Here is a 23,804-nt window from a genome sequence, read left to right as displayed (position 1 = left end):
ACTCATTTTATTTGCTGCCAGTAACACATTTTTCAATTGCACTGCGCATACCTTCTTGAGTAATGACAGTTAAATATTGTGTTAATGTTTGTGCTAATTGCGGAATATTTAGCAAATCGCAATCCCAATGAGCACTATCACTAAGTACTGTTTCCACTAACTGTGCAAGTGTTTGATTACCACTACTGACATTGGCCCAGCCAGTACTAAAGCGCTCTAACCAAATTGCATCGTCTTGTAATGGATAATTTTGGTTATTTCTTACACCTCGATAAAAAGCAATTAAAGCAGCAAAAGAGAACACTAAATGCTTAGGTAACACACTTTTTGCTTTTTGATAAGCGAGCAGTTGCGAAAGTATACGTGTTTTAAATTTGGTCATACTATTTAGAGCAATTGACATTAATTGGTGCTCAATAAATGGATTTTTAAAACGATTGATAACTGACTGCGCAAAATCAACTAATTCTTGATGTGGCAAATCTAAAACTGGAATAATTTCATCAAAAATTGTCTCTTTAATATATTCTAAAATTTGCGAATCATTCATTGATTCACCAACCGTATCAATTCCTGCTAGATAAGCCACTGGAACCAGTGCTGTATGCGCACCATTTAAAATTGCAACTTTACGCTCTTTATAGGGTTTAATATCATCGACAATTTTGATATTAATGTTGCATTTATCCAAATTCAATTTTTGCGCTAGCCATTGTGGACCTTGGATAACAAAAAGGTAGAAATATTCTGCAGAATCAATAAAGTTATCTTTATAACCTAATTCCGATTCTAATTCAGAAATTTGAGCTTTAGGATAACCTGGGACAATCCTATCAACCAATGTTGAGCAAAATACATTATCGTTTTCTAACCAAGCAATAAATTTGTCTGACAAATTCCACTGGTTAGCATATTTTAAGACCAATTTTTTTAGTGCATCGCCATTATAATCAATTAACTCACATGGAATAATGATTAAACCACTCTCTTTGCTTCCAGAAAAATGGTTAAATCTTTCATACAAGAAAGCCGTTAATTTAGCTGGATAGCTTGTAGCAGGTTGGTCTGTAAGTTTATCGCTTTCAACATAGCTGATACCGGCTTCAGTGGTGTTAGAAAAAATAAATTGAATATTAGGATCTTTGGCTAATGCAAGGTACTGGTCATACTGTGTATAGACATTTATCTCACTATTAACGGAACGAATCATCCTAAATTCTTTTACTGTTTCATTGCGTTCATTTAATCCACGAATTAATGTAGTATATAAACCATCTTGAGTATTTAATGATGGTGGAAAGTCTGTATTAAGTGGGCGAATAATTGCTACACCCGCATCAAGATCGGTTTTTTCATTTAAAATATCCAATTGCCAATCTAAAAATGCACGTAAAAAATTACCTTCGCCAAATTGTACAACACGGGTAGTATATTTAGCGCCAGGAAAATCAATTCTGTTCAATGTTTTCATTACTATTACTCTAATATATTAATTTAATTCGATACCAAAATAGTTTTTCGCATTATCAAAACTAATATTTTTGACCATTTGACCTAGTAACTCGATATCACGAGGTGCTTCACCATCTTCTACCCAGCGACCAATCATACGACATAAAATGCGTCTAAAATATTCATGACGAGTATAAGAAAGGAAACTGCGGCTATCGGTTAACATTCCAACAAAACGACTTAATAAACCAAGCTGAGCCAGTTGGGTCATTTGGCGAATCATGCCGTCTTTTTGATCGTTAAACCACCAACCTGAACCAAATTGCATTTTGCCTTGTATTCCTTCCCCTTGGAAATTACCTATCATCGTACCCAAAATCTCATTATCAGATGGATTTAAGCAATAGAGAATTGTTTTAGGTAGAGCATTTTGTTTAGCTTGTGCATCTAATAGTCGGGATAATGGTTGAGCAATAGGTGAGTCATTAATAGAATCAAAACCAACATCAGGCCCCATTAGATTAAACATTCTTGAATTGTTATTACGTAAAGCGCCAATATGATATTGCTGTACCCATCCACGTTTGTTGTATTCGCTGCCTAAATAAATGATAACCGCAGTCTTGAATTGAGCGACTTCTTTCGAAGTTAGATTTGCTCCAGTTAGTCGTTTAGTTAAAATTGCATCTAATTCTTTTTCTGTCGCTTCTTCATAAACGACCGTATCTAAGGCGTGATCAGAAACTTTACAACCATGTGCAGCAAAATGATCCATACGTTTTGCTAACGCCTGACAAAGTTGGTGGAAACTTGAGATATTAATATCCGAAACAGTTGATAATTTTTCGATATAGGCTACAAAAAATTCAGAATCTATATTAAACGCTTTATCTGGTCGCCAACTTGGTAAAACTTTAATATCAAATGAACTATCTTGAGCAATGGTTTTATGGTGAACTAAATCATCAATTGGATCATCAGTTGTGCCGACCATTTTTACATTCATTTTTTTCATAATGCTACGTGCAGTAAATTCTTTAGTTTCAAGCATTGCATTACATTTGTTCCAAATGGTTTCAGCGGTGGCTGGTGATAGTAAAATATCATCGATACCAAATGGTCTACGTAATTCTAAATGCGTCCAATGATAAAGTGGATTACCGATTGTATGAGGCACCGTTTCGGCCCAAGCTTTGAATTTTTCAAAATCATTTACCTCGCTGCCAGTACAAAACTTCTCCGGCACACCATTAGTACGCATGGCTCGCCATTTGTAGTGATCGCCTTTTAACCAGATGTCGTACAAATTTTTAAATTGATAATCTTGTGCAATTTGTTCTGGTGGTAAGTGGCAGTGATAATCAAAAATCGGTTGTTGTGCCGCATAATTGTGATAAAGTTGACGAGAAAATTCAGTATCAAGTAAAAAGTCTTCAGTTAAAAAACGCATATTATTCTCCATAAACCGTGTTTATCTATTTAATTGCACATGCCAATAACATGCGCAACTCGATTAATTTATTGTTGCTCAGTTGTTGATGGTGCTTTTAAAATTGTCCATACCGCTAACGCAGCTAAAAGGTCAAGACAACTTAAAATTACAAATAATGGGCTAAAACCAACAGATTCCGCAAGCGCTCCCACAATTAAAGCAAAGATAGTACTAGCAAGCCATGCTGCCATACCTGTAAAACCATTAGCAGTTGCAACTTCATTTCGACCAAATACATCGGATGATAATGTAATTAATGCACCAGATAATGCTTGGTGAGCAAATCCACCAATACAAAATAAGAAGATAGCAACATAAGGATTTGCAAATAGTCCAATTAACCCAGGTGCAATCATTAATACGCCACCAACAGTAACAACTAATTTGCGCGAGTTAATCAAACTGACGTTAAAATATTTTTGGAAAAATGGCGCCATATAGCCACCGAGTATACAACCAAAATCAGCAAACAACATTGGCATCCAAGCAAAAATCGCAATCTGTTTTAAGTCAAAACCATAAGCCGTAGACATAAATAATGGGATCCATGCGTTAAAGGTTCCCCATGCAGGTTCAGCTAAAAACCTTGGGATGGCAATACCCCAAAAGCGACGAGTACTTATGATTTTATACGCAGGTAATTTAGTAGTGTTTGATGTTTGGTGACTAACTTCTTGCCCTGATAAAATGTATTTTCTTTCTTCTTCTGATAATCGTTTTTGGTTAGTTGGATGACGATAAAGAGCAAACCAAAATAACCCCCAAATAAAGCTAAGTAAACCACAAATAACAAACGCTAATTGCCAACTGTGTAACCATATTGCTCCGGCAACTAATGGCGGTGCGATCATTGCTCCAACGGATGATCCTAAATTAAACCAACCAACAGCGATTGATCTTTCTTTTGCTGGAAACCATTCACTTGTTGCTTTTAAACCAGCAGGTATCATAGCCGCTTCGGCAGCTCCAACAGCGCCACGTGTAAACGCAAGCCCCACCCAACTGCCAGAAAATGCGGTACTGATACAGAAAACTGACCATAATAAAGCAAATACCGCATAACCTACGCGTGTGCCAAGTAAGTCAAGAACATACCCCGCTACAGGTTGCATTACGGTATAACAGGCTGAATAAGCTGCAACAACATATGAATATTGTTGAGTTGTCATACCCATGGCTTCATTAAGCACTGGGGCAGCAACTGCAATTGAATTTCGAGTTAAATAACCAAGAATTGTGCCAATAGTCACTAACGCTATCATATACCAGCGAAGATTTTTTATTGTTTTGTACATTTTATGCTCCATACACATTATGAATTTTGGCGCATATTAACATGTCAGTCAACTTAAAAAGTTGACATACATCACAGAACATAGCAAATAACCACAATAAAAATCTGGTTGTTCATTTGTCCGTCTTATTGAAAAATTATCGGACAAGATTACAAAATTTTAATTCAAGCTTGTTTAACTCTAAGCAATTAGATGTTATTTTAAGTACTAAACTTGAATTATGGAACTACTCAAAAATTATTATGACCCAAGAACAGAATGAACATCAGCGTCTTTATCAAGTTATCGCTACAGAATTAAAAAACCGAATTATCAATGGCGTTTATCCTGTAGGCAGCAAATTACCGTCAGAAAGACTCATTTGTGAAGAATTAAAAGTCAGTCGTTCAGTGGTAAGAGAAGCGATTATAATGTTAGAAGTTGAAGGTTTTGTTGATGCTAGAAAAGGGTCTGGTATACATGTTATTGCCAATAAACAGCAAACTATAAATATGATTGCTGACTCACACGGACTCAATTTTGCTACAACTGGACCATTTGAGTTATTACAAGCTCGTCAATTAATCGAAAGTAATATTGCTGAGTTTGCTGCAACTCAGATCACAAAAGATGATATTGTTAACCTATTAGAAATTCAGCACAATGCAAAAAAAGAAGATCACTATCGGGACTCTGATTGGGATCTAAAATTTCACACACAAATTGCCATGATTACGCGTAATACGGCTTTAATAACCATTGTTGAAGAAACATGGCGACAGCGAACCCTAAATCCTTTATGGAAAAAACTCCATGAACATGTACAGCAACAAGATATCGAAAGCTGGTGGGAAGAACATGATAAAATTCTTGAAGCATTAATCAATCGCGATCCTAAAGCAGCCAAATTAGCGATGTGGCAACATTTAGAAAATACGAAAAAAATGTTATTTGATGCGGCAAGTGAAGATTTTGAAACTAAACGCGATCACTATCTGTTTTCAGATAATCCAGTTGTCAGTATTAATGAAAATGAATTTGAATAACTATTGTACTTATTTATGCCTTGTTAACTTATAGGTTTTATCAACTGACCGTATATTTTATATGGCAAGCGAATAATGGGATCAGGTACTCTGGTTAATTTAAGCATTACAAATAAATACCAAAAAACCTTTTTTTATATTTGATAATCGAAATTGGTCAAACCAATACGACATTAAGATACTTCAAAAATGTTCCGATAAAATAATGAAGAAAGTTATTTTATCGGCCGTTTTGGCGACTGCAAATCAATACTATTTTTTAACCCTAAATTATTCAATATTGATGCTAAATAAGCTGATAGTGTTTTGAAAATTAATAATATTTTTCAGAAAGATATATAAAGATTCTATTGAAAAATTGAATAGGCATAACTGAGTTCAGATAAAAGACATTCACTAACATTTTACATAGTAATAATCTTTTATCTGATATCATTATTAAAGATCTATAACATTTATGATATTTATGACTAACTTTATTAATAACGGTTAAACATAATAAAATTAACTAGAAGTATGGATGATAAATATCCATACACTCTAATTATCTCTATATAGAACTAACGTTGATCATCAATCGCTATACCTGCTGGTGGTGTAAATTTAAATTTGCCTAAGTCAACTTTGCCAAGTTTTTGGTTAGATAATTCATAGTAGCTACGTTGTCCATCTTCTTCAATAATGGAAAAGTTAGAAATCATGCCAGTTGGTAATACCGAAATAACAAAATCTTGATTGGATCCATCTGAGGGTTTTAATGTAAATGAATCTTGTTTACGAGTCACATTATAAACATTCCAAATGGCATTGTGACTATCAGTTATCAGTAGCATCAATCGATTATCCACTGCTTTTTTTAAATCCATGACACTTACTTGATCAACCGCCGGCGTATAAACCCACATATCTGTTCCATCAGAGATAATTGAAGTTTCATCAGGTTCATTCATTGTCCAATTAAAATAATAAGGTCTTGTAACCCAAAGTTCTCCTCTCCCCTCTTGTACCAATTGATTATCAGCTGTTTTCACTTCTTGAGAAAAATGTGCATAAAATCCATCAATTTTATTAAGACGTTGTTGTAATAACTCTTTATCGCCGGCCCATACTGATACGCTAATCAACAATCCCATTAATAATAAAAACTTTTTCATAACTCATCCTTATGTACTTTATTTGGCAATATTCAAATCAACTTTGATAATTGAATTTGCTTAAAATATTACCGTTTTTTAGTTAGAGGGAAAAGATATTTTCTTTTCTTTTTCACTAATTTCATCTAACAAGTATATAATACCTATAATTATCTAAAATTGGACTCAATGTGTTATGCCTAGTATGTCTTTTGAATTTACGACAGAAGAATTTAAGCCTTTAGCGGCAAGAATGCGTCCTCGTACGTTATCAGAATATATTGGTCAAACACAGCTTTTAGGTGCAAACAAACCACTACCCAAAGCAATTGCAGCGGGTAATTTACATTCGATGATTTTATGGGGACCGCCTGGTACAGGTAAAACGACTCTCGCTGAAATCATTGCCCATCATGCTAACGCAAAAGTCGAAAGAGTTTCAGCAGTAACGTCAGGGATCAAAGATATTCGCGAAGCTATTGAAAGAGCAAAAATCAATCAGCAAGCGGGGGTTCGTACTATTTTATTTGTTGATGAAGTTCACCGTTTTAACAAAAGTCAACAAGATGCATTTTTACCTTATGTTGAAAATGGTACTGTAACATTTATAGGTGCTACCACTGAAAATCCTTCATTTGAATTAAATTCTGCATTATTATCGCGTGCTCGTGTGTACCTGCTCAAATCATTAACCACAAATGACATTGAGTTAATTTTACAACAAGCAATGGACGATCCACAGCGCGGATATGGTAAGTATAACATTGAGCTACCCAATGAAACCAAAAAACAGATCGCTGAATTTGTGGGTGGAGATGCTAGACGCGCCCTAAATACCCTTGAACTTTTAGTAGATATGTCTGACGGACAACCTCTTACACCTACATTACTTAAAGAAGTGATAGGCGAACGTAGTGCCCGATTTGATAATCAAGGTGATCGTTATTATGATTTAATTTCTGCTGTTCACAAATCTATTCGAGGTTCAGCTCCTGATGCGGCACTTTACTGGTATGCGAGAATCATTTCAGCAGGTGGTGATCCACTTTATGTTGCCCGTCGATTATTAGCCATAGCGTCCGAAGACGTGGGTAATGCCGATCCAAGGGCAATGCAAGTTGCACTCGCTGCATGGGATTGCTTTACACGGGTTGGTCCGGCTGAAGGTGAACGTGCTATCGCCCAAGCAATTGTCTATCTTGCTTGCGCACCAAAAAGTAATGCCGTGTATTTAGCTTTTAAACAAGCTATGCTCGATGCACAATCGAAGCCTGATTATGATGTTCCAGAACATTTACGTAATGCACCAACAAATTTAATGAAAAAGTTAGGGTACGGGGCTCAGTATCGTTATGCTCATGATGAACCTAACGCCTTTGCAGCAGGAGAAAATTATTTTCCACCTGAACTAGCCGATAGCAAATATTATTATCCAACCACGCGGGGAGCCGAAAAAAATTATAGTGACAAACTTGCTTGGTTAGAATCGCAAAATCAATCCAGCCCAATTCAACGTTATAAATCCTCAAAAGATTAAAATATTTGAAAAGTGGTCATCTCATAACAAAGTGATTACTTTCTATTTAATGAAATTAAAAATGTATTTCTTTTAGTGGATGGGTAATTCTCAATAGTTACACAAAGCTTAGTAACGCTTAATTTAATATATTGACAATTTCTTCATAAATATCAATCGCCAAAAACTATTGTTATGTTCCGATATTATCACAATCAATTTAGAAAAAGGTTACAAAGATCATTAATTCATGGCTTAAGATACGTTAATTTTTCTAGTCCATATTTAAAATTGTATGCGACTCAATATATTTAATAATGCGTATCATTTACATTAAGAGATATTATTATTGTATATACAATAAATTATAATATTTTAAATAAACAAAAATTGACAAAAATATTGTTTATTTAAAAATTTTTATGAGATACGATCCCCTTAACTATACATATGATGCTCATTTCTATATGTTAGAATCAGCTATATCGTTAATTTTTACATTTTAAACAAACAAATTTTGATAAAAATTAAAAAAAACGGTAGTTTTAAATATAATTGATCGACTAGCTATATTATTTTTATTATAATCAGCTTATTAATCATTCGATATATCAAATGATTAATTAAAACAAACCAATTATAATATATATAAAACAAATAATTACATAATAAAAGTAACAATTAACAATTTTAAACATGAAAGTGAATACAATGATCAGATCCTTTAAAAAAACTCGGTATGCTTTGCTGCTAATACCTTTTTTTCAGTTAAGTTATGCTAACCTAACTATTGAAACAGCTCAAACAATTCAAGGAACAAAACCAAGATTATCAGATGCATTAGAAACTAGTTTAATAAATACTGGTGAATTAAAACCATTATTTGGTTTGCATATTGATAATAAAAGTTATTATAGTGATGAAGAAATAGCTCAAATGCCAGTTCCAACTAGTTACCCATTCATGAATCGATTTACCCCAGCATTGATTAAGCAACCAAATGAAAATGAGTATTTTGATAGAGATGGTGATAAATTATCTTTTTTATCAGCTATAGATGGTATTAACATGGAATGGTACTATACAGATGCTCAAGGGAGAGAATTATCATTTACACCAAGAGATAGTGATACATTTTGTTCATTGGCCAGTGATGGAAAATTTGCACCCTTTAAAGTGAAATTATCGGCTGATTTAGTCTTGGTTTCTGAATATGGTGATCCTGATTTTACTACTTATCCTAATGATGTCATCAAGAATCAACCGTCGGCGACCTTTACTATTATAGAGGATGTTGGAATTTGTTATGCAAGACCAGAATTATCACCGAATAATGTTCCTTCTAGTAATAAAAGTCAGTGGAATCAAAGAAATGGTTTCTTAGCTCAATCCAATGTTGACCCAACAAAAAACTTTCCAACTACTGGTTTTGTTGGTGCTAAATTTGATTTAATCTTATCTCAAAATAATCTTTATGCCGACTATGACTGGTATGTAAAACAAGGCAGTGATCTTGTAACGGTTACCAAATCGGCTAGGACCAATATACCAACGGTAACGTTCAATGGACCAGATGCAAACGATACAGGAAAAGCTTGGGAACATGTTATGGGTGGCTCTGGCAACGGATACTTAGTTGTTATTGAGGGAAAAAATACTAAAACAGATAGAACAATCCAATATGCTTTTACCATTACTAAATGGTTTGACGTTTGGAAACAAGAGCTTGTCAATAATAGATTAAGGGCTGTAAGAGGTAGCGTTGCGGAAGTGGTTGAAGGATGCGAAAGTAAAAGTGGTCATTATCGTGTAAGTCAAATTAACGATATAAGCGATGCTATTGAGACTGCTACAAGTCAGAATGTTTATATTACACGTGAAATAGGTTCATTAATTAGCGAATGGGGTGACGTTGACCAAGATAATTATCCTGGTTCTTTTGGTCCTCAGAGAGGCAATGCCAACAAACGTTTTTATGTATATAACCCAGGATTTAATGATGATGATGGTGATGCCGATGGTGCGTATTGTGATATACATCTTAACGACGGTAGATTTCATTGCCGTGAAAAAGAAAGGGAACATAAAAATGCTGTCTGTGCTTCATTTAAGCCCTAATATCTAAATGCTAGCCAATTTTCTTAAATATATGACCATCTATAAACAGATGGTCATTGTCATTTAAATGATTGTTCTTTTCTTCAATACCTTTCATATTATTTATTTCTCTCAAAAATTACTAAAATAACCTTTCATATTATTTATTTCTCTCAAAAATTACTAAAATAACCTTTAATAACAGTTTATTTAGTATTAAGAATAAAAAATGTTTATTTCAATGCATTATTTAAGAGTTCTACTGATTTTAATCATCTATTTTTCATTTTAATATTTTTGTTTTTCTAATAAACTTAACAATATATCTAATGATAAACATTTCTGGAATGCTAATTATTATTGCTAATATGAAGTTAGTAAAGATAAAAATAGTGTTTATGAATCGATACATAAACATAAAAATTAGTAATTTTCAGTGCATAACAATGACTATCCATTCATAGATGATCATTATCATTTAAATCGTTGGTTTTTTAGTTTTTTCTTTTACTCATTTCTAACTAATAATTATCAATATAACAATTAATAATAATTAACTTCATTATCAGTTTTAAAAAGCTTTTAATCCTATTGCTAAAACCTTACATCTGTTAATCACATGAATTAACTATTATTTAACTGTTTTTTCTTTCCGACTGAAACTTAATAATTAAGTTATATTCTTTTATAAATATAGAAAAGTCTACGTAAATAAACTTTTTATCCAATAAACATTTAATGAAAGATATAAAATAGTGAAATTAATAACCGTTAGCCGTCATATAAAAATAATTACTTATACTTTACTTTTGTTGCAATTTTCGAACAGCAGTTATGGATATTTTACATCCCAAACAGCACAAGCAATTCAAGGATCACGTCCATCTTTATCACAAGAATTGGAGATAGATATTGAGAATTTGGAGTTATTTGGCTTAAATGTTGATGATCAAGATTATTATGGTAGTGAAATAACTAATATGCCTGTTCCAACCAGCTATCCATTTCAAAATAAAATAAAAGTAGCAAAAATCAAACAACCAGATGATAAACAATTTTTTGATAGGGATGGTGATAAATTAGATTATCTGGGTGTTGACGGTGATATTAGTATGATATGGTACTATACAGATGCTAACAATAATGATATTGAATTTACACCGAAAGATAGTGATACATTTTGTTCATTGGCTGCTGAAGAAAAATATGCACCTTTTAAAGTGAAACTATCTGCTGATTTAGTCCTATTTTCTCAATATGGTGAGCCAGATAATAATACCTATCCCAACAGTGTTATCAATACTCAGCCATCAGTAACATATACAGTTGTTGATGATGTTGGCGTTTGCTTTGCCAGACCTGAATTAAACCCTAATACTGTTGCTGGTAGTGATAAAGATCAGTGGGATCCAAAATATGGTTTTTTAACTCAATCCAATATTGATCCAACAAAAAACTTTCCAACTACCGGTTTTTACGGGGCTAAATTTGATCTAATTTTATCTAGAGATGGTATTGTCAATAATTATAATTGGCATGTAAAGCAAGGTAGCGAACTTGTTAATATTGATGACAGTGATGCGAATGTAGTTACGGTATTGTTTAATGGACCAGATGCTCAAGATACAGGAAAAGCTTGGGAGTATGTTATCGGTTCAGGCAAAGGATATAAAGTTATTATTGAAGGAGTAAATACAACAAACAATAAAAAAATTCAATATACATTCACTTTAACTATGTGGTTCGATGCTTGGAAACAAAAAATTGATGGAGACGTATATAAAGCATTAACAGGTGAAGTCGCAGATGTTGTTGCTGAATGTGAAGCTAAAAAAGGTCATTATGAATTGAGTAATGCTGAGGAAATAAGTAATGCTGTTTTAGGATCAAAAGGTTCAGGACAATTTACACGTGAAATCGGCAGATTAATCAGTGAATGGGGTGATGCAAATCAACAATCTTATCCAGGTTCTTTTGCACCTCATAAAAATGGCAGTTACAAACGCTTTTATGTATGGGAACCAACAGCAGGAGATGACGGTGAAGGGCAAGTTTGTGACTTACATATAGATTCAGGCGTATATCACTGTCGTTCTAACGAAAAAGAAAATAAAAATGCTGTATGTGCCTCAATACCTAAATAAAGCATTAGTAGCTTTTTAAGCTCTATTTGTAAATAGAGCTTATTTTTATTGAATGTTAACTCTTAAATAATAACTTCAAAAAACGATTCATTAGTAAATTCTTAACCACTCATTTTTTTGTGTTTATTTTAACCGTCGCCTCACATTATCATCATTATATAATCTAAAATTATCAATTATTTAAAACTTTGTTAACCAGTTTTAGTTCTTAAAATCAATAATATAAATTAATAAATATACTATATATAGTAATTAATTTATTAATAGGCACTATATATTGTATATTTTGACAAATATCAATTATTATATCTTTCACAAGACAACAGGACATTGGATGAAAAATGAATAAATTAATGCTCGTCACTAAACGAGATGGTAAAAAAGAACCGATTAATCTTGATAAGATCCATAAAGTAATTACTTGGGCAGCAGAGGGATTAGAGAATGTTTCAGTTTCCCAAGTTGAGTTGCGCTCACATATCCAATTTTATGATGGCATTCGTACATCTGATATTCATGAAACAATTATTCGAGCCGCAGCCGATCTAATTTCACAAGAAACACCTGATTATCAATATTTAGCTGCTCGTTTAGCCATTTTTCATTTACGTAAAAAAGCTTTTAATCAATTTACCCCACCGCCTCTTTTTGAACACGTTAAAAAATTAGTAGAGAGTAAACATTATGACAAACATTTACTTGAAGATTATACTCAAGAAGAGTTTGAAAAAATGGATAAGATGATTGATCACTGGCGAGATATGTCTTTTTCCTACGCAGCAGTAAAACAGCTAGAAGGTAAATATTTAGTACAAAACCGTGTATCAGGTGAAATTTATGAAAGTGCACAATTTTTATATATTTTAGTTGCAGCTTGTCTTTTTGCTAATTACCCAAAAGAGACTCGACTTGATTATATCAAACGTTTTTACGATGCTGTGTCAACATTTAAAATTTCATTGCCAACACCCATTATGGCAGGCGTTAGAACCCCAACACGTCAATTTAGCTCATGTGTCCTTATTGAATGTGATGATAGCCTAGATTCAATTAATGCAACGGCGAGTGCAATTGTCAAATATGTATCACAACGTGCAGGTATTGGTGTCAATGCTGGACGTATTCGTGCTTTAGGGAGTTCAATTCGAGGCGGAGAAGCTTTTCATACTGGATGTATTCCATTTTATAAATATTTTCAAACTGCGGTTAAATCATGTTCACAAGGTGGTGTACGTGGTGGTGCAGCTACTGTATTTTATCCAATATGGCATTTAGAAGTTGAAAGTTTACTTGTTTTACGAAATAATCGTGGTGTTGAAGAAAACCGAGTTCGTCATTTGGACTATGGTGTACAAATTAATAAGTTGATGTATCAACGGCTGATTAAAAACGAAAATATAACACTATTTAGTCCATCAGATGTGCCCGGACTTTATGATGCATTTTTTGCTGATCAAAATAAATTTGAAACACTTTATCATCAATATGAACAAGACGTAACTATCCGCAAACGTGTAGTAAAAGCAATTGAACTCTTTTCATTGTTAATGCAAGAACGTGCATCAACGGGTCGAATCTATATACAAAATGTTGATCATTGTAATACTCATAGTCCATTCGATGCACAATTAGCGCCTGTCCATCAATCCAATTTATGTATGGAAATTGCGTTACCAACTAAACCTCTTAATAATGTTAATGATGAAAAAGGGGAAATTGCACTTTGTACCCTATCTGCTTTCAACTTAGGAAAAATTGATTCTCTTGATGATTTTGAAGAATTAGCGGATTTAACCGTACGTGCCCTTGACTCTCTGCTTGACTATCAAGATTACCCCGTACCGGCTGCCCGTAACTCATCGATCAATCGTCGAACACTAGGCGTTGGCGTGATCAATTATGCCTACTATTTAGCTAAACATGGCGTTAAATATTCTGACGGCAGTGCCAATAATTTAACACACCGCACTTTTGAAGCTATGCAATATTATTTGTTAAAAGCTTCTAACAATTTAGCAAAAGAAAAAGGTGCTTGCTCACTATTTAATGAGACAACTTATTCACAAGGTATTTTACCGATTGATACGTATAAAAAAGATTTAGACACCATTAGTAATGAACCATTACATTATGATTGGGAATCATTACGTGAATCAATAAAAACTTATGGTTTACGTAACTCGACTTTATCAGCATTAATGCCGTCAGAAACTTCATCACAAATTTCTAATGCAACTAATGGTATTGAACCTCCTCGCGGTTATATTAGTGTTAAAGCATCAAAAGATGGTATTTTAAGACAAGTCGTACCGGATTATGAAAATCTAAAAAATGCTTATGAATTGTTATGGCAAATTCCAAATAATACGGGTTATTTGCATTTAGTTGGAATTATGCAGAAATTTATAGATCAATCCATTTCAGCCAATACTAATTATGATCCAACTAAATTCCCAAATGATAAAGTACCAATGAAACAACTATTAGCTGATTTACTGACAGCTTATAAATTTGGTGTAAAAACACTTTATTATCATAATACTCGTGATGGCGCTGAAGATATTCAAGGTGATATCACATTAACTGGAAGTGACGATGGCTGTGAAGGTGGAGCTTGTAAAATTTAATTAATTTAGATTATAGAAACATTGATACATAGTATCGTATTTAGGGGAATTGATAACCCCCTAATGATTCCCCCCTCTTTTCTAATGACGAAAGGTGGCGGTAAAAGCAACCAAACTCAATTAGGAGTTATTTTATGAGTATGAATTACAGTACCTTTTCGCATGTACATAATGATCAACTTAAAGAGCCAATGTTTCTTGGCCAACCGGTAAATGTTGCACGTTATGATCAACAAAAATATGAAATGTTCGAAAAATTAATTGAAAAACAACTTTCCTTTTTCTGGCGACCAGAAGAAGTGGATATCTCACAAGACCGTATTGATTATGCTGCCTTACCAGAACATGAAAAACACATATTTATCAGTAATTTAAAATACCAAACCTTGCTTGATTCAATTCAAGGTCGTAGTCCAAATGTAGCACTACTCCCACTCATTTCTATTCCTGAACTAGAAACATGGGTAGAAACTTGGTCATTTTCAGAAACCATTCACTCTCGTTCATATACACATATCATTCGTAACATTGTTAATGATCCTTCCGTTGTTTTTGACGATATTGTCACAAATAAAGAAATTCAAAAACGCGCCGGCGACATCGCCGGTTATTACGATGATCTTATTAGTTATGCAAGTTACTACAATTTATTAGGTGAAGGTAAACACACGGTTAACAACCGCACCATAACCATAGATCTGCGTGAGCTTAAAAGAAAGCTTTATCTTTGCCTAATGAGTGTTAATGCACTTGAAGCTATTCGTTTTTATGTCAGTTTTGCTTGTTCTTTTGCTTTCGCTGAACGTGAACTAATGGAAGGTAATGCTAAAATTATCAAACTTATTGCTCGTGACGAAGCTCTGCACTTAACTGGTACACAATTTATGATCAACACTTTGCGCAGTGGTGAAGATGATCCTGAAATGGCTGAAATTGCCAAAGAATGTGAACAAGATTGCTATGAGCTATTTTTGCAAGCGGCCAATCAAGAAAAAGAGTGGGCTGGATACTTATTTGAAAGCGGCTCAATGATTGGTCTAAACAAAGATATCTTATGCCAATATGTCGAATATATCACAAATATCCGCATGCAAGCAGTTGGACTAAAATTACCATTCCAAGTCAAATCCAACCCAATCCCATGGATTAACAACTGGCTTGTTTCTGACAATGTTCAAGTTGCTCCACAAGAAGCTGAAATGAGTTCTTATTTAGTTGGGCAAATTGACGCTGAGATTAATGAAGACGATTTGAGTGATTTTAAATTGTAGTTTTTACTTAAACGTATAGTTAACCTCAAACTTTTTTACAAGAGAAACCTTTAAAGTTCCTTTTTATTCAAAAATTGTATAAAAATACTAATAATCGTTTTTATAATTTATAACATGATTATTAGTATTTATTATTTAATAATTAATTGATTATCACATACAAATCTAGTATCCATTCACTGACCAATTTACATAACATTGTTTTATCAACTAAATAGGAAGAATTATTTTTAAAACTTATAAACAATTCAAATAACTGTAACTTGACAGTACTTTAAAATCAGGTAACGATATGACAAATGAATCATCCTAATTTGATATGATGACTATGACTCAAATGCATACGTTTTACCCTAATTCGCCGCTTAATTTTAGCAATGAGCAGATAAATATTGACTACCTCAAACAACAACTTAATGACTTTCAACAATGGTCTGTCGCACAATTTAAACAAAATGTCGATATTGATATTTTAGTGCATTTACGCAGCCATTTTATTGATGAGTTATTACAACGTTTATGGTGTTATTTTCAAATTCCTGAACAAGTCTCCTCTGTTTTTAAACAAAACCGTATAGCTTTAATTGCCGTTGGCGGATATGGACGGACTGAACTTCATCCATTATCGGATATTGATATATTAATATTAAGTGATTATCCATGTGCTAAAGAGATTGAACAAAGAATCAGTGATTTAATTCGTTTGCTTTGGGATCTTCATTTAGATATAGGTCATAGTGTTAGAACGTTAAAGACTTGTCTACAAGAAGCAAAAAATGATATTACCATCATGACAAACTTGATTGAATCAAGAATAGTCGCTGGTAATCAATCATTATTAGATGAACTGCGTAAACATATCTTTAGTGATAAAATCTGGCCTTCAGCTACTTTTTTCCGAGCTAAAGTTAAAGAACAACAAGATCGTCATAAGCAATATCATAGTACCAGTTATAATCTCGAACCTGATTTAAAAAATAGCCCCGGTGGACTTCGCGATATGCAAATCGTACAGTGGATTGCGATTCGTCATTTTGGTGAAGAGTTCTTACAAAAAATAGCTCACTTTGATTATTTGACTCCTGAAGATATTGAAGACTTTAAGACATGTCGAAAATTCTTATGGCGTATGCGCTTTGCACTACATAGTGTCATAACGCGTTATGATAATCGCTTACTGTTTGATCGCCAGTTAAGCATTGCTAATATGCTTGGTTATCAAGGTCAAGGCAATACTCCAGTCGAAAAAATGATGCACGATTATTATTGTGTTGCCCGCAATATTACTGAGCTCAATCAGATGTTATTACAGCTTTTTGATGAGACGATACTGGAGCTTAATCCAAAAAATAAAATATATGATATAGATGAACATTTTCAGATTAGGGAAAAGCTCATTGATGTAAAAGATGACAATCTATTTAAAAAAGATCCGGTTATGATTATGCAACTTTTTTATACGATATTGCTTAATCCACAAATTATTGGACTTTATTCAAACACGATTAGACAACTACGTTCAGCGCGAAGACAATTAACCACTCTGCTCAGTGAAGATGCAAAAGCAAGATCACTGTTTATGAAAATTATTAAACACCCAGATGCGATAAAAAAAGCAATCTTACCAATGCATCAATATGGCATCCTTACTGCCTATATACCAGGTTGGAAACATATTGCGGGGATGATGCAGTTTGATCTATTCCATGTTTATACCGTTGATGAACACACTATTCGCTTACTGCTTGAGCTTGATAGCCTTAAAACAGAATCGGGCAAACAAAGACACCCTAATAGTTCTAAAGTTTTTGCTAAATTATCTAAACCTGAACTACTGGTTATTACTGGTTTATTTCATGATATTGGTAAAGGCCATCATGGAGACCACTCTGAAATAGGTGCTAAATTAGTAGAAAAATTCTGCAAATTACATGAATTAGAGTCTAGAGATACAGATTTAATCATTTGGTTAGTACGTTATCACTTACTTATGTCAGTAACAGCTCAAAGTCGCGATCTGCAAGATCCGGCAGTTATCCGCGAATTTATTCAAATTGTAAAAAGTGAGCAACGTTTACAATATTTACTGTGTTTGACTGTTGCCGATGTCTGCGCAACAAATGAAACCCTCTGGAATAGTTGGAAGCAAAGCTTAATGCGCCAACTGTATGAAACAGCAAAACGATCGTTTGATTCTGGTATCCATCAAATACCAGAGCAACGAAGCATTGCTCGTCAACATAAACAGGAAGCATTGACTATCTTACTTAAGCAAAATTATGATGAACAGAAAATAAAAAATCTTTGGTTAGATTATCGCATTGACTACTTTCTGCGGTACACCACAGAACAAATTGTCTGGCATGTACAAAATTTATTAACGCATGATTTAAACCAAATACTGGTATTGATTAATCCAAATCCTTATCATGGTGGTACTGAAATAATTATTTATTCGCCTGATAGACCTTATCTGTTTGCTACAGTATGTAATACTCTTAACAATCATAACTTAAGCATCCATGATGCCCTAATTATTACAAATAAAAAAGGATTTGCACTTGATACTTTTATTGTATTAGAGCCGAATGGTCAAACATTACAAAAGGATAGGCATCCAAGCATTATACAAGCGCTAACTAAAGCCCTTCAACAACCAGTTTACAAAGGTGTGACAGTTAAACCACCCAAACAAAGATTACGATCGTTTTTGGTTCCAACACAAGTTAATTTTTTATCTGCTTTCAATGAAAAGCAAACGTACATGGAACTCATTGCATTAGATAGACCAGGATTACTTGCATGTGTCGGTGAAGTATTTGCCAATTTAGATTTATCATTGAGTAGTGCTAAAATTGCAACTATCGGCGAACACATTGAGGATTTATTTATCTTAACAGATAAAAATAATAATGCACTTGATGATAATACCTGTTATCAATTACGAGAATCAATTGTTAATGCTATTGAATTATTAAATTAATTATTCAAATCCAGGATATGGTTTATGCAATTTTTTATTATTTTGTTTCCTATTTTTTGTATTTTTATCGTCGGGTTTATTTCCCAGAAAATATTAAAATTTGATGTAGCTAATCTATCAAAAATGTCACTGTATGTGCTTTCGCCTTTTTTAGCATTTAAAACTTTTTATATCCATACACTAACCATTGATTACCTATATTACATTTTTTATATTTTAGGACTTTGCTTATCATTAGTATGCATCATCTCAATTTGGTCAATAATCATGAAATATTCGACTAAAGAACGTTGTGCCATGATTTTAAGCTCTTGTTTTATGAATAACGGTAATTACGGAACCCCTGTACTATTAGTATTTTTTGGTAGCATAGGGTTTGATCTTGGTGTAATTATGATGGTATTACAACAATTTGTGATGAGTACGGTTGGTATTTATTATGCGGTAAAAGGGAGTTCTCATAGTGATATTGTCAGTCAAAAAGATGTTATTAAGAAAGTAATCCGTATGCCTGTTGCTTATGGTGCATTTTTAGGTATTATTTTTCAGTTATGCCACGTCCCTTTATCTAAATCAATTATGACATCCATTGGCATGATTGGGGATTCATCTATTGTAGTTATTATGATTATTTTAGGAATGCAACTGGCTAAAATAAAGATCACACAGCTTGATTACCCTAAACTTTCATTTTCATTATTAACCCGCATGATAATTTCACCATTGGTGGCTACTTGTTTGGTCTACTTTATGCCAATTTTACCTGTTTATAAACAAGTATTAATTGTATTAGCTGCAATGCCAAGCGCTGCTAATACTACTCTAATGTCAGTCCAATTTGATACCAATCCTGAACTGGTTTCAAGTGCAACGTTAATGAGTACCTTGTTAAGTTTGATAACATTACCAACTGTGCTATGGTTAGTTGACGCCCCTATTCCTTTTTGATACAAAGTAGCGTTCTCCTTATCGGAGATCGCTAAATCAAACGATAAAAAACCTTATTTTTATTAATAAACAAGGTCATCATCACTCCCAGACATACCATTTAAAAAGGGTAATCAATTATAACGTTAAAGCCATTGCTACCAATCAATTGACCATAGTAAGATTAATCTTTACCTTGCCACTCGTTTTCAAATTGTTTAACAAATTCAACTAACAAATTATGTCTCGATATAGCCAGTTTTTTGGCCTTTTCTGTGTTCATCATATCTTTAAGTAGAAACAGTTTTTCATAGAAATGATTAATTACAGTATTGGGTAGTTTATAATTTTCTTCATTGATAACCGTTCTTGGTAAAATAGTTGGATCGTGCATAATATTATGTTTATTACCTCCATAATAAAACGTTCGTCCAATCCCTATTGCTCCAATAGCATCTAAGCGATCAGCATCTTGTACAATTTGCCCTTCTAGTGATAATGTTTTTTTACCAGTTAGATTTTTTCGATAAGACATATTTTCAATAATATCAAATATCATTTTTATATCATCACTTAAAATGTTAAGTGAATTGAGATAATGATATAGTTCATTTGTCGCTTGATTGACATCATTAATAACTTTTTCATCAATGACATCATGCAAATAAGCACTTAAAATTACGATAAAGGCATTAGCTTTTGGTTCGTAAGGTAAAATTTTTTTTGCTAATCCAACTACGCGCTCAATATGTGCCATGTCATGGCCTGAAAAATCATTAGCAAGCTTTTGCTTAACATAAATTCTTATTTTTTCAATAATCTGATATTGTTCTTGTGTTAATTCAATTGGTTGATCTGTGCTCATTTAATTTATAATTATCCATTTAATTAATGTGAAAATAGCAATTTAAAAATTTTGGTAAAGATTTTGCTAAACCTAAATTAAATAGATTACCACAATTAGATGGCTATTAATTTAATTAAGCTTGAAAATATTAAGTTACTAGATAATTCATTATTCTTTGATTTGTGTTTAACAATAATCATTAATTCGATTTCATTAATCTGAGCCTTTAGCCTATTCAACATTCAATAAATAGACAATTATTGTAAAAAAATTCTAATGATTAATATTTTTTTTAAATTTCCTTTAGTTTCTCACGATTGTTTTCATTAGTTTGCAACGGTAGAATGCGCCAATCTAAAATCCTATTGAAGCACGTATTGGAGTTGCTCACGTGAAAATATTAGCGCGTAAAGTTCTACCTAGGCAATTGATAGAATACTTCACTCGCTATCGTCAATTTATAACGTTATTGTTTGGCTTATCCATCTTCTTTGTTGCACTTATTTTATGCTGGCATCTACTTAAAGATATTAATCTATGCGATTTAAAAAATGCGGCTGACACACTTTCAATTAAAGCTATTTTATTTGCTTGCTTATCTACTATAGGCAGTTATTTGATGCTTATTGGCTGCGAATGGTCTGCAACACGATACGCAGGTGTAAAATTAAAGCCATCGGTTATAACGCTTGGTGGTATTTGTGCTTCAGCCATTGGCAATGCGATCGGTTTATCAGCATTATCTGGTGGTGCAATTCGCTGCCGATTATATTTCAAACAAGGATTAACAACTATTGACGTAGCCAGAATGTCGATATTTGTTACGTTATCATTAGGGTTTACCCTACCCCTGCTGGCCACGCTAGCGGCCTTAATGAATACTAAAAATACTATGCTGGCATTGCATTTATCAAAAAACTGGATATGGTTAATTTCGAGTGGCATAATTTGCCTTTATGTCGCCATGCTAATCTTTTTATATTGCAATCGATTAGATACAAAACCGAATAAAGACACTCAATTATTCCAACTATTTCACTGGTCGATACGTTTACCTAATTTACGCCTTGCATCTTACCAATTTGTAATTACTTTAATTGATACTGTTTTAGCAGGAGCCATTCTCTACTTTTTATTACCAGTACAACCCCATTTTACTACCTTTATTATGATCTATATTTTGGCTTTAGTTGCTGGAGTGCTAAGCCATATTCCTGGCGGTGTAGGGGTATTTGAAGCAGTAATGTTGGCTGCATTTTCATCTGAAATTGGAGTTGCGTCGTTAACTGTTGCGTTAATTATTTATCGTATTATTTATATTTTAATACCACTTTTTATAGCGAGCTTTCTACTTTTAATAAATGAAAGCAAGCACCTTTTTACTATGCCTGAAGTTAAAGAAACAGAAACCGGTATTGCAGCTATTATTATGGCTGCTGCTGTATTTTTTGCGGGTGTAGTAATGATGTTTTCAAGTGTTCTTCCCTGTTTTAATCACTACTTAGTCAATACATTTATTCCCAATAAAATAATTAATACTGCTCATCTAGTCGCGAGTTTAATCGGCGTTTTATGTTTACTCTTGGCAGTGGGTCTACGCCGAAGACTTTATTCGGCTTGGGGTGCTTCGGTCATTTTATTGTTTTTAGGTAGCATCTGCTCACTTTTACGGGGCTTACATTGGATAGAAGCAGGTACTTTATTAACGATTGCGATGTTATTAATCTATTTTAGACACGCTTTTTATCGTAAAAGTCGATTAAATGTATTACCTTTTCCGATAAAATCCTTTGCCGTCTGTTTTTGCTTAATTGCGGTTCTTGTATGGTTAATATTATTTATTTATCAAGATGTACCTTACAACCATTCATTATGGTGGCAATTTGAATTAGATACCCGAGTACCGCGTGCATTAAGAGCAACCTTGGGTAGTTTTATTTTATTAATTTTTATTATGCTCTATTGGCTATTTCATCCTGCTTTGCCAATTTTAAATAGTCCAAAACGCGAAGAGTTAATCAAAGCTCATCAAATTATTTTAGATTCAGATCAGCCAGAAGGCGGACTCGCCATGACTGGCGATAAATCACTGTTATTCAATGAATCACACACTGCTTTCATTATGTATACTAAACGTGGCAGAAGCATGGTAGCACTGTATGATCCAATTGGCGATAATACTAAACGCGCTGATTTAATTTGGGCTTTTCGAGATTTATGTGATGCCCATCATCTTCGCCCAGTTTTTTATCAAATTAAAGCCGCCAATTTACCTTTTTATATGGATATTGGTTTACGAACCATAAAATTAGGCGAAGAGGCTTTAGTTGATTTAGAAGAGTTTAATCTTTCATCTAAAGGGTATAAAGATCTTCGTTATACATGGAACAGATGCCAACGCGACGGACTTAGTCTTGAATTTTATGCGCCAGGTTCTGCGCCACTAGATGAATTAAAAGTCATATCCGATACGTGGCTAAAAAACAAACACTCCAAAGAAAAACAATTTTCATTGGGATCTTTTTCAAAGCCATATTTAGATAATTTCACTATTGCTACTATCAAATTTGAAGGTCGCATTATTGCTTTTGTCAATTTACTTGAAACAAATCAACATTACTCAGCTAGCATCGATCTAATGAGGTTTGCTCAAAATATTCCTAAACTAACCATGGAATTTTTAATGATTGGTTTAATACTGCATTATAAAGAAAAAGGATTTAAATACTTTAGTTTAGGTATGGTACCTCTATCAGGCATGCAAAGAAGACGTGGAGCCCCATTAATTCAAAGGCTAGGTGCGTTAGTATTTAGGCTCGGTGGTCGGTTTTATAATTTTCAAGGATTACGTCGTTTTAAAGACAAATTTGCAACTCATTGGGAACCGCGTTATATGGCTGTTCCTGCAGGACTTGATCCATTTGTTGCTTTAATTGATACCACTATGCTGATCTCGGGTGGATTAACTGGCTTAAAAAAGAAAAAGAACTGATCT

General features: G+C 33.4%; 14 protein-coding genes. 9 read left to right on the top strand and 5 right to left on the bottom strand.

The genetic code is table 11. From position 1 onward, the window contains the following. Positions 1 to 7: 7 nt before the first annotated feature. From H3S88_RS07690 to H3S88_RS07680, 3 genes are all read right to left on the bottom strand, one after another. Entirely contained in the window at positions 8 to 1,471 is a 1,464-nt protein-coding gene (locus tag H3S88_RS07690) for a tagaturonate reductase (RefSeq protein WP_198226763.1), read from the bottom strand. A gap of 18 nt (positions 1,472 to 1,489) precedes the next feature. Beyond that, entirely contained in the window at positions 1,490 to 2,902 is a 1,413-nt protein-coding gene (gene uxaC / locus H3S88_RS07685) for a glucuronate isomerase (protein ID WP_086309332.1), read from the bottom strand. A gap of 68 nt (positions 2,903 to 2,970) precedes the next feature. After that, positions 2,971 to 4,239: an MFS transporter gene (locus H3S88_RS07680; RefSeq protein ID WP_198226761.1), complete on the bottom strand. Its 1,269-nt coding sequence runs from the start codon at positions 4,237 to 4,239 to the stop codon at positions 2,971 to 2,973. 242 nt (positions 4,240 to 4,481) lie between these two features. Between H3S88_RS07680 and exuR the strand changes: the two genes are divergently transcribed. Next, on the top strand, positions 4,482 to 5,264 hold the full coding sequence (gene exuR, locus H3S88_RS07675; protein WP_086326216.1) for a transcriptional regulator ExuR: 783 nt from the start codon (positions 4,482 to 4,484) through the stop codon (positions 5,262 to 5,264). A gap of 560 nt (positions 5,265 to 5,824) precedes the next feature. On the opposite strand, the gene lolA is transcribed toward exuR, so the two are convergent. Continuing rightward, positions 5,825 to 6,418 (bottom strand): outer membrane lipoprotein chaperone LolA, encoded by a 594-nt coding sequence (gene lolA, locus H3S88_RS07670; RefSeq protein ID WP_198226759.1) that lies wholly within the window; start codon positions 6,416 to 6,418, stop codon positions 5,825 to 5,827. Between the two features lie 175 nt (positions 6,419 to 6,593). Between lolA and H3S88_RS07665 the strand changes: the two genes are divergently transcribed. The 7 genes from H3S88_RS07665 (at position 6,594) to H3S88_RS07635 (ending at position 19,983) form a co-directional block, all read left to right on the top strand. Beyond that, positions 6,594 to 7,934: a replication-associated recombination protein A gene (locus tag H3S88_RS07665; RefSeq protein ID WP_198226756.1), complete on the top strand. Its 1,341-nt coding sequence runs from the start codon at positions 6,594 to 6,596 to the stop codon at positions 7,932 to 7,934. 690 nt (positions 7,935 to 8,624) lie between these two features. Beyond that, positions 8,625 to 10,031, top strand: a complete 1,407-nt coding sequence (locus tag H3S88_RS07660; protein ID WP_198226754.1) for a hypothetical protein — start codon at positions 8,625 to 8,627, stop codon at positions 10,029 to 10,031. A gap of 734 nt (positions 10,032 to 10,765) precedes the next feature. Then, positions 10,766 to 12,154, top strand: coding sequence for a hypothetical protein (locus H3S88_RS07655; protein WP_198226753.1), 1,389 nt, complete (start codon positions 10,766 to 10,768; stop codon positions 12,152 to 12,154). Between the two features lie 341 nt (positions 12,155 to 12,495). Further along, the gene (nrdA, locus tag H3S88_RS07650; protein WP_198226752.1) at positions 12,496 to 14,781 is read left to right on the top strand and encodes a class 1a ribonucleoside-diphosphate reductase subunit alpha; all 2,286 of its coding nucleotides are present in this window, start codon (positions 12,496 to 12,498) and stop codon (positions 14,779 to 14,781) included. A gap of 140 nt (positions 14,782 to 14,921) precedes the next feature. After that, positions 14,922 to 16,052, top strand: a complete 1,131-nt coding sequence (gene nrdB / locus H3S88_RS07645) for a class Ia ribonucleoside-diphosphate reductase subunit beta (RefSeq protein WP_039128970.1) — start codon at positions 14,922 to 14,924, stop codon at positions 16,050 to 16,052. A 328-nt stretch (positions 16,053 to 16,380) separates the two neighbouring features. Next, entirely contained in the window at positions 16,381 to 19,035 is a 2,655-nt protein-coding gene (gene glnD, locus H3S88_RS07640; RefSeq protein ID WP_198226751.1) for a bifunctional uridylyltransferase/uridylyl-removing protein GlnD, read from the top strand. 24 nt (positions 19,036 to 19,059) lie between these two features. Continuing rightward, positions 19,060 to 19,983, top strand: a complete 924-nt coding sequence (locus H3S88_RS07635; RefSeq protein ID WP_144091292.1) for an AEC family transporter — start codon at positions 19,060 to 19,062, stop codon at positions 19,981 to 19,983. Positions 19,984 to 20,146: 163 nt separating this feature from the next. Here H3S88_RS07635 and H3S88_RS07630 read toward each other — a convergent pair whose 3' ends face one another. Beyond that, positions 20,147 to 20,827 carry an HD domain-containing protein gene (locus H3S88_RS07630; RefSeq protein ID WP_198226750.1) on the bottom strand — a complete coding sequence of 227 codons (681 nt, stop codon included), beginning with the start codon at positions 20,825 to 20,827 and terminating at the stop codon, positions 20,147 to 20,149. A gap of 373 nt (positions 20,828 to 21,200) precedes the next feature. On the opposite strand from H3S88_RS07630, the gene mprF reads away from it, so the two are divergent. Further along, a complete protein-coding gene (mprF, locus tag H3S88_RS07625; RefSeq protein ID WP_198226749.1) occupies positions 21,201 to 23,801 on the top strand; it encodes a bifunctional lysylphosphatidylglycerol flippase/synthetase MprF in 2,601 nt (866 codons plus the stop codon). Positions 23,802 to 23,804 lie beyond the last annotated feature (3 nt).

The sequence above is a fragment of the Gilliamella sp. B14448G11 genome (assembly GCF_016101765.1).
GTDB classification, from domain to species: Bacteria; Pseudomonadota; Gammaproteobacteria; order Enterobacterales; family Orbaceae; genus Gilliamella; species Gilliamella apicola_N.
Note: the sequence above shows the minus strand (reverse complement) of the source record. Positions and strands in the feature narration are given on the sequence as shown.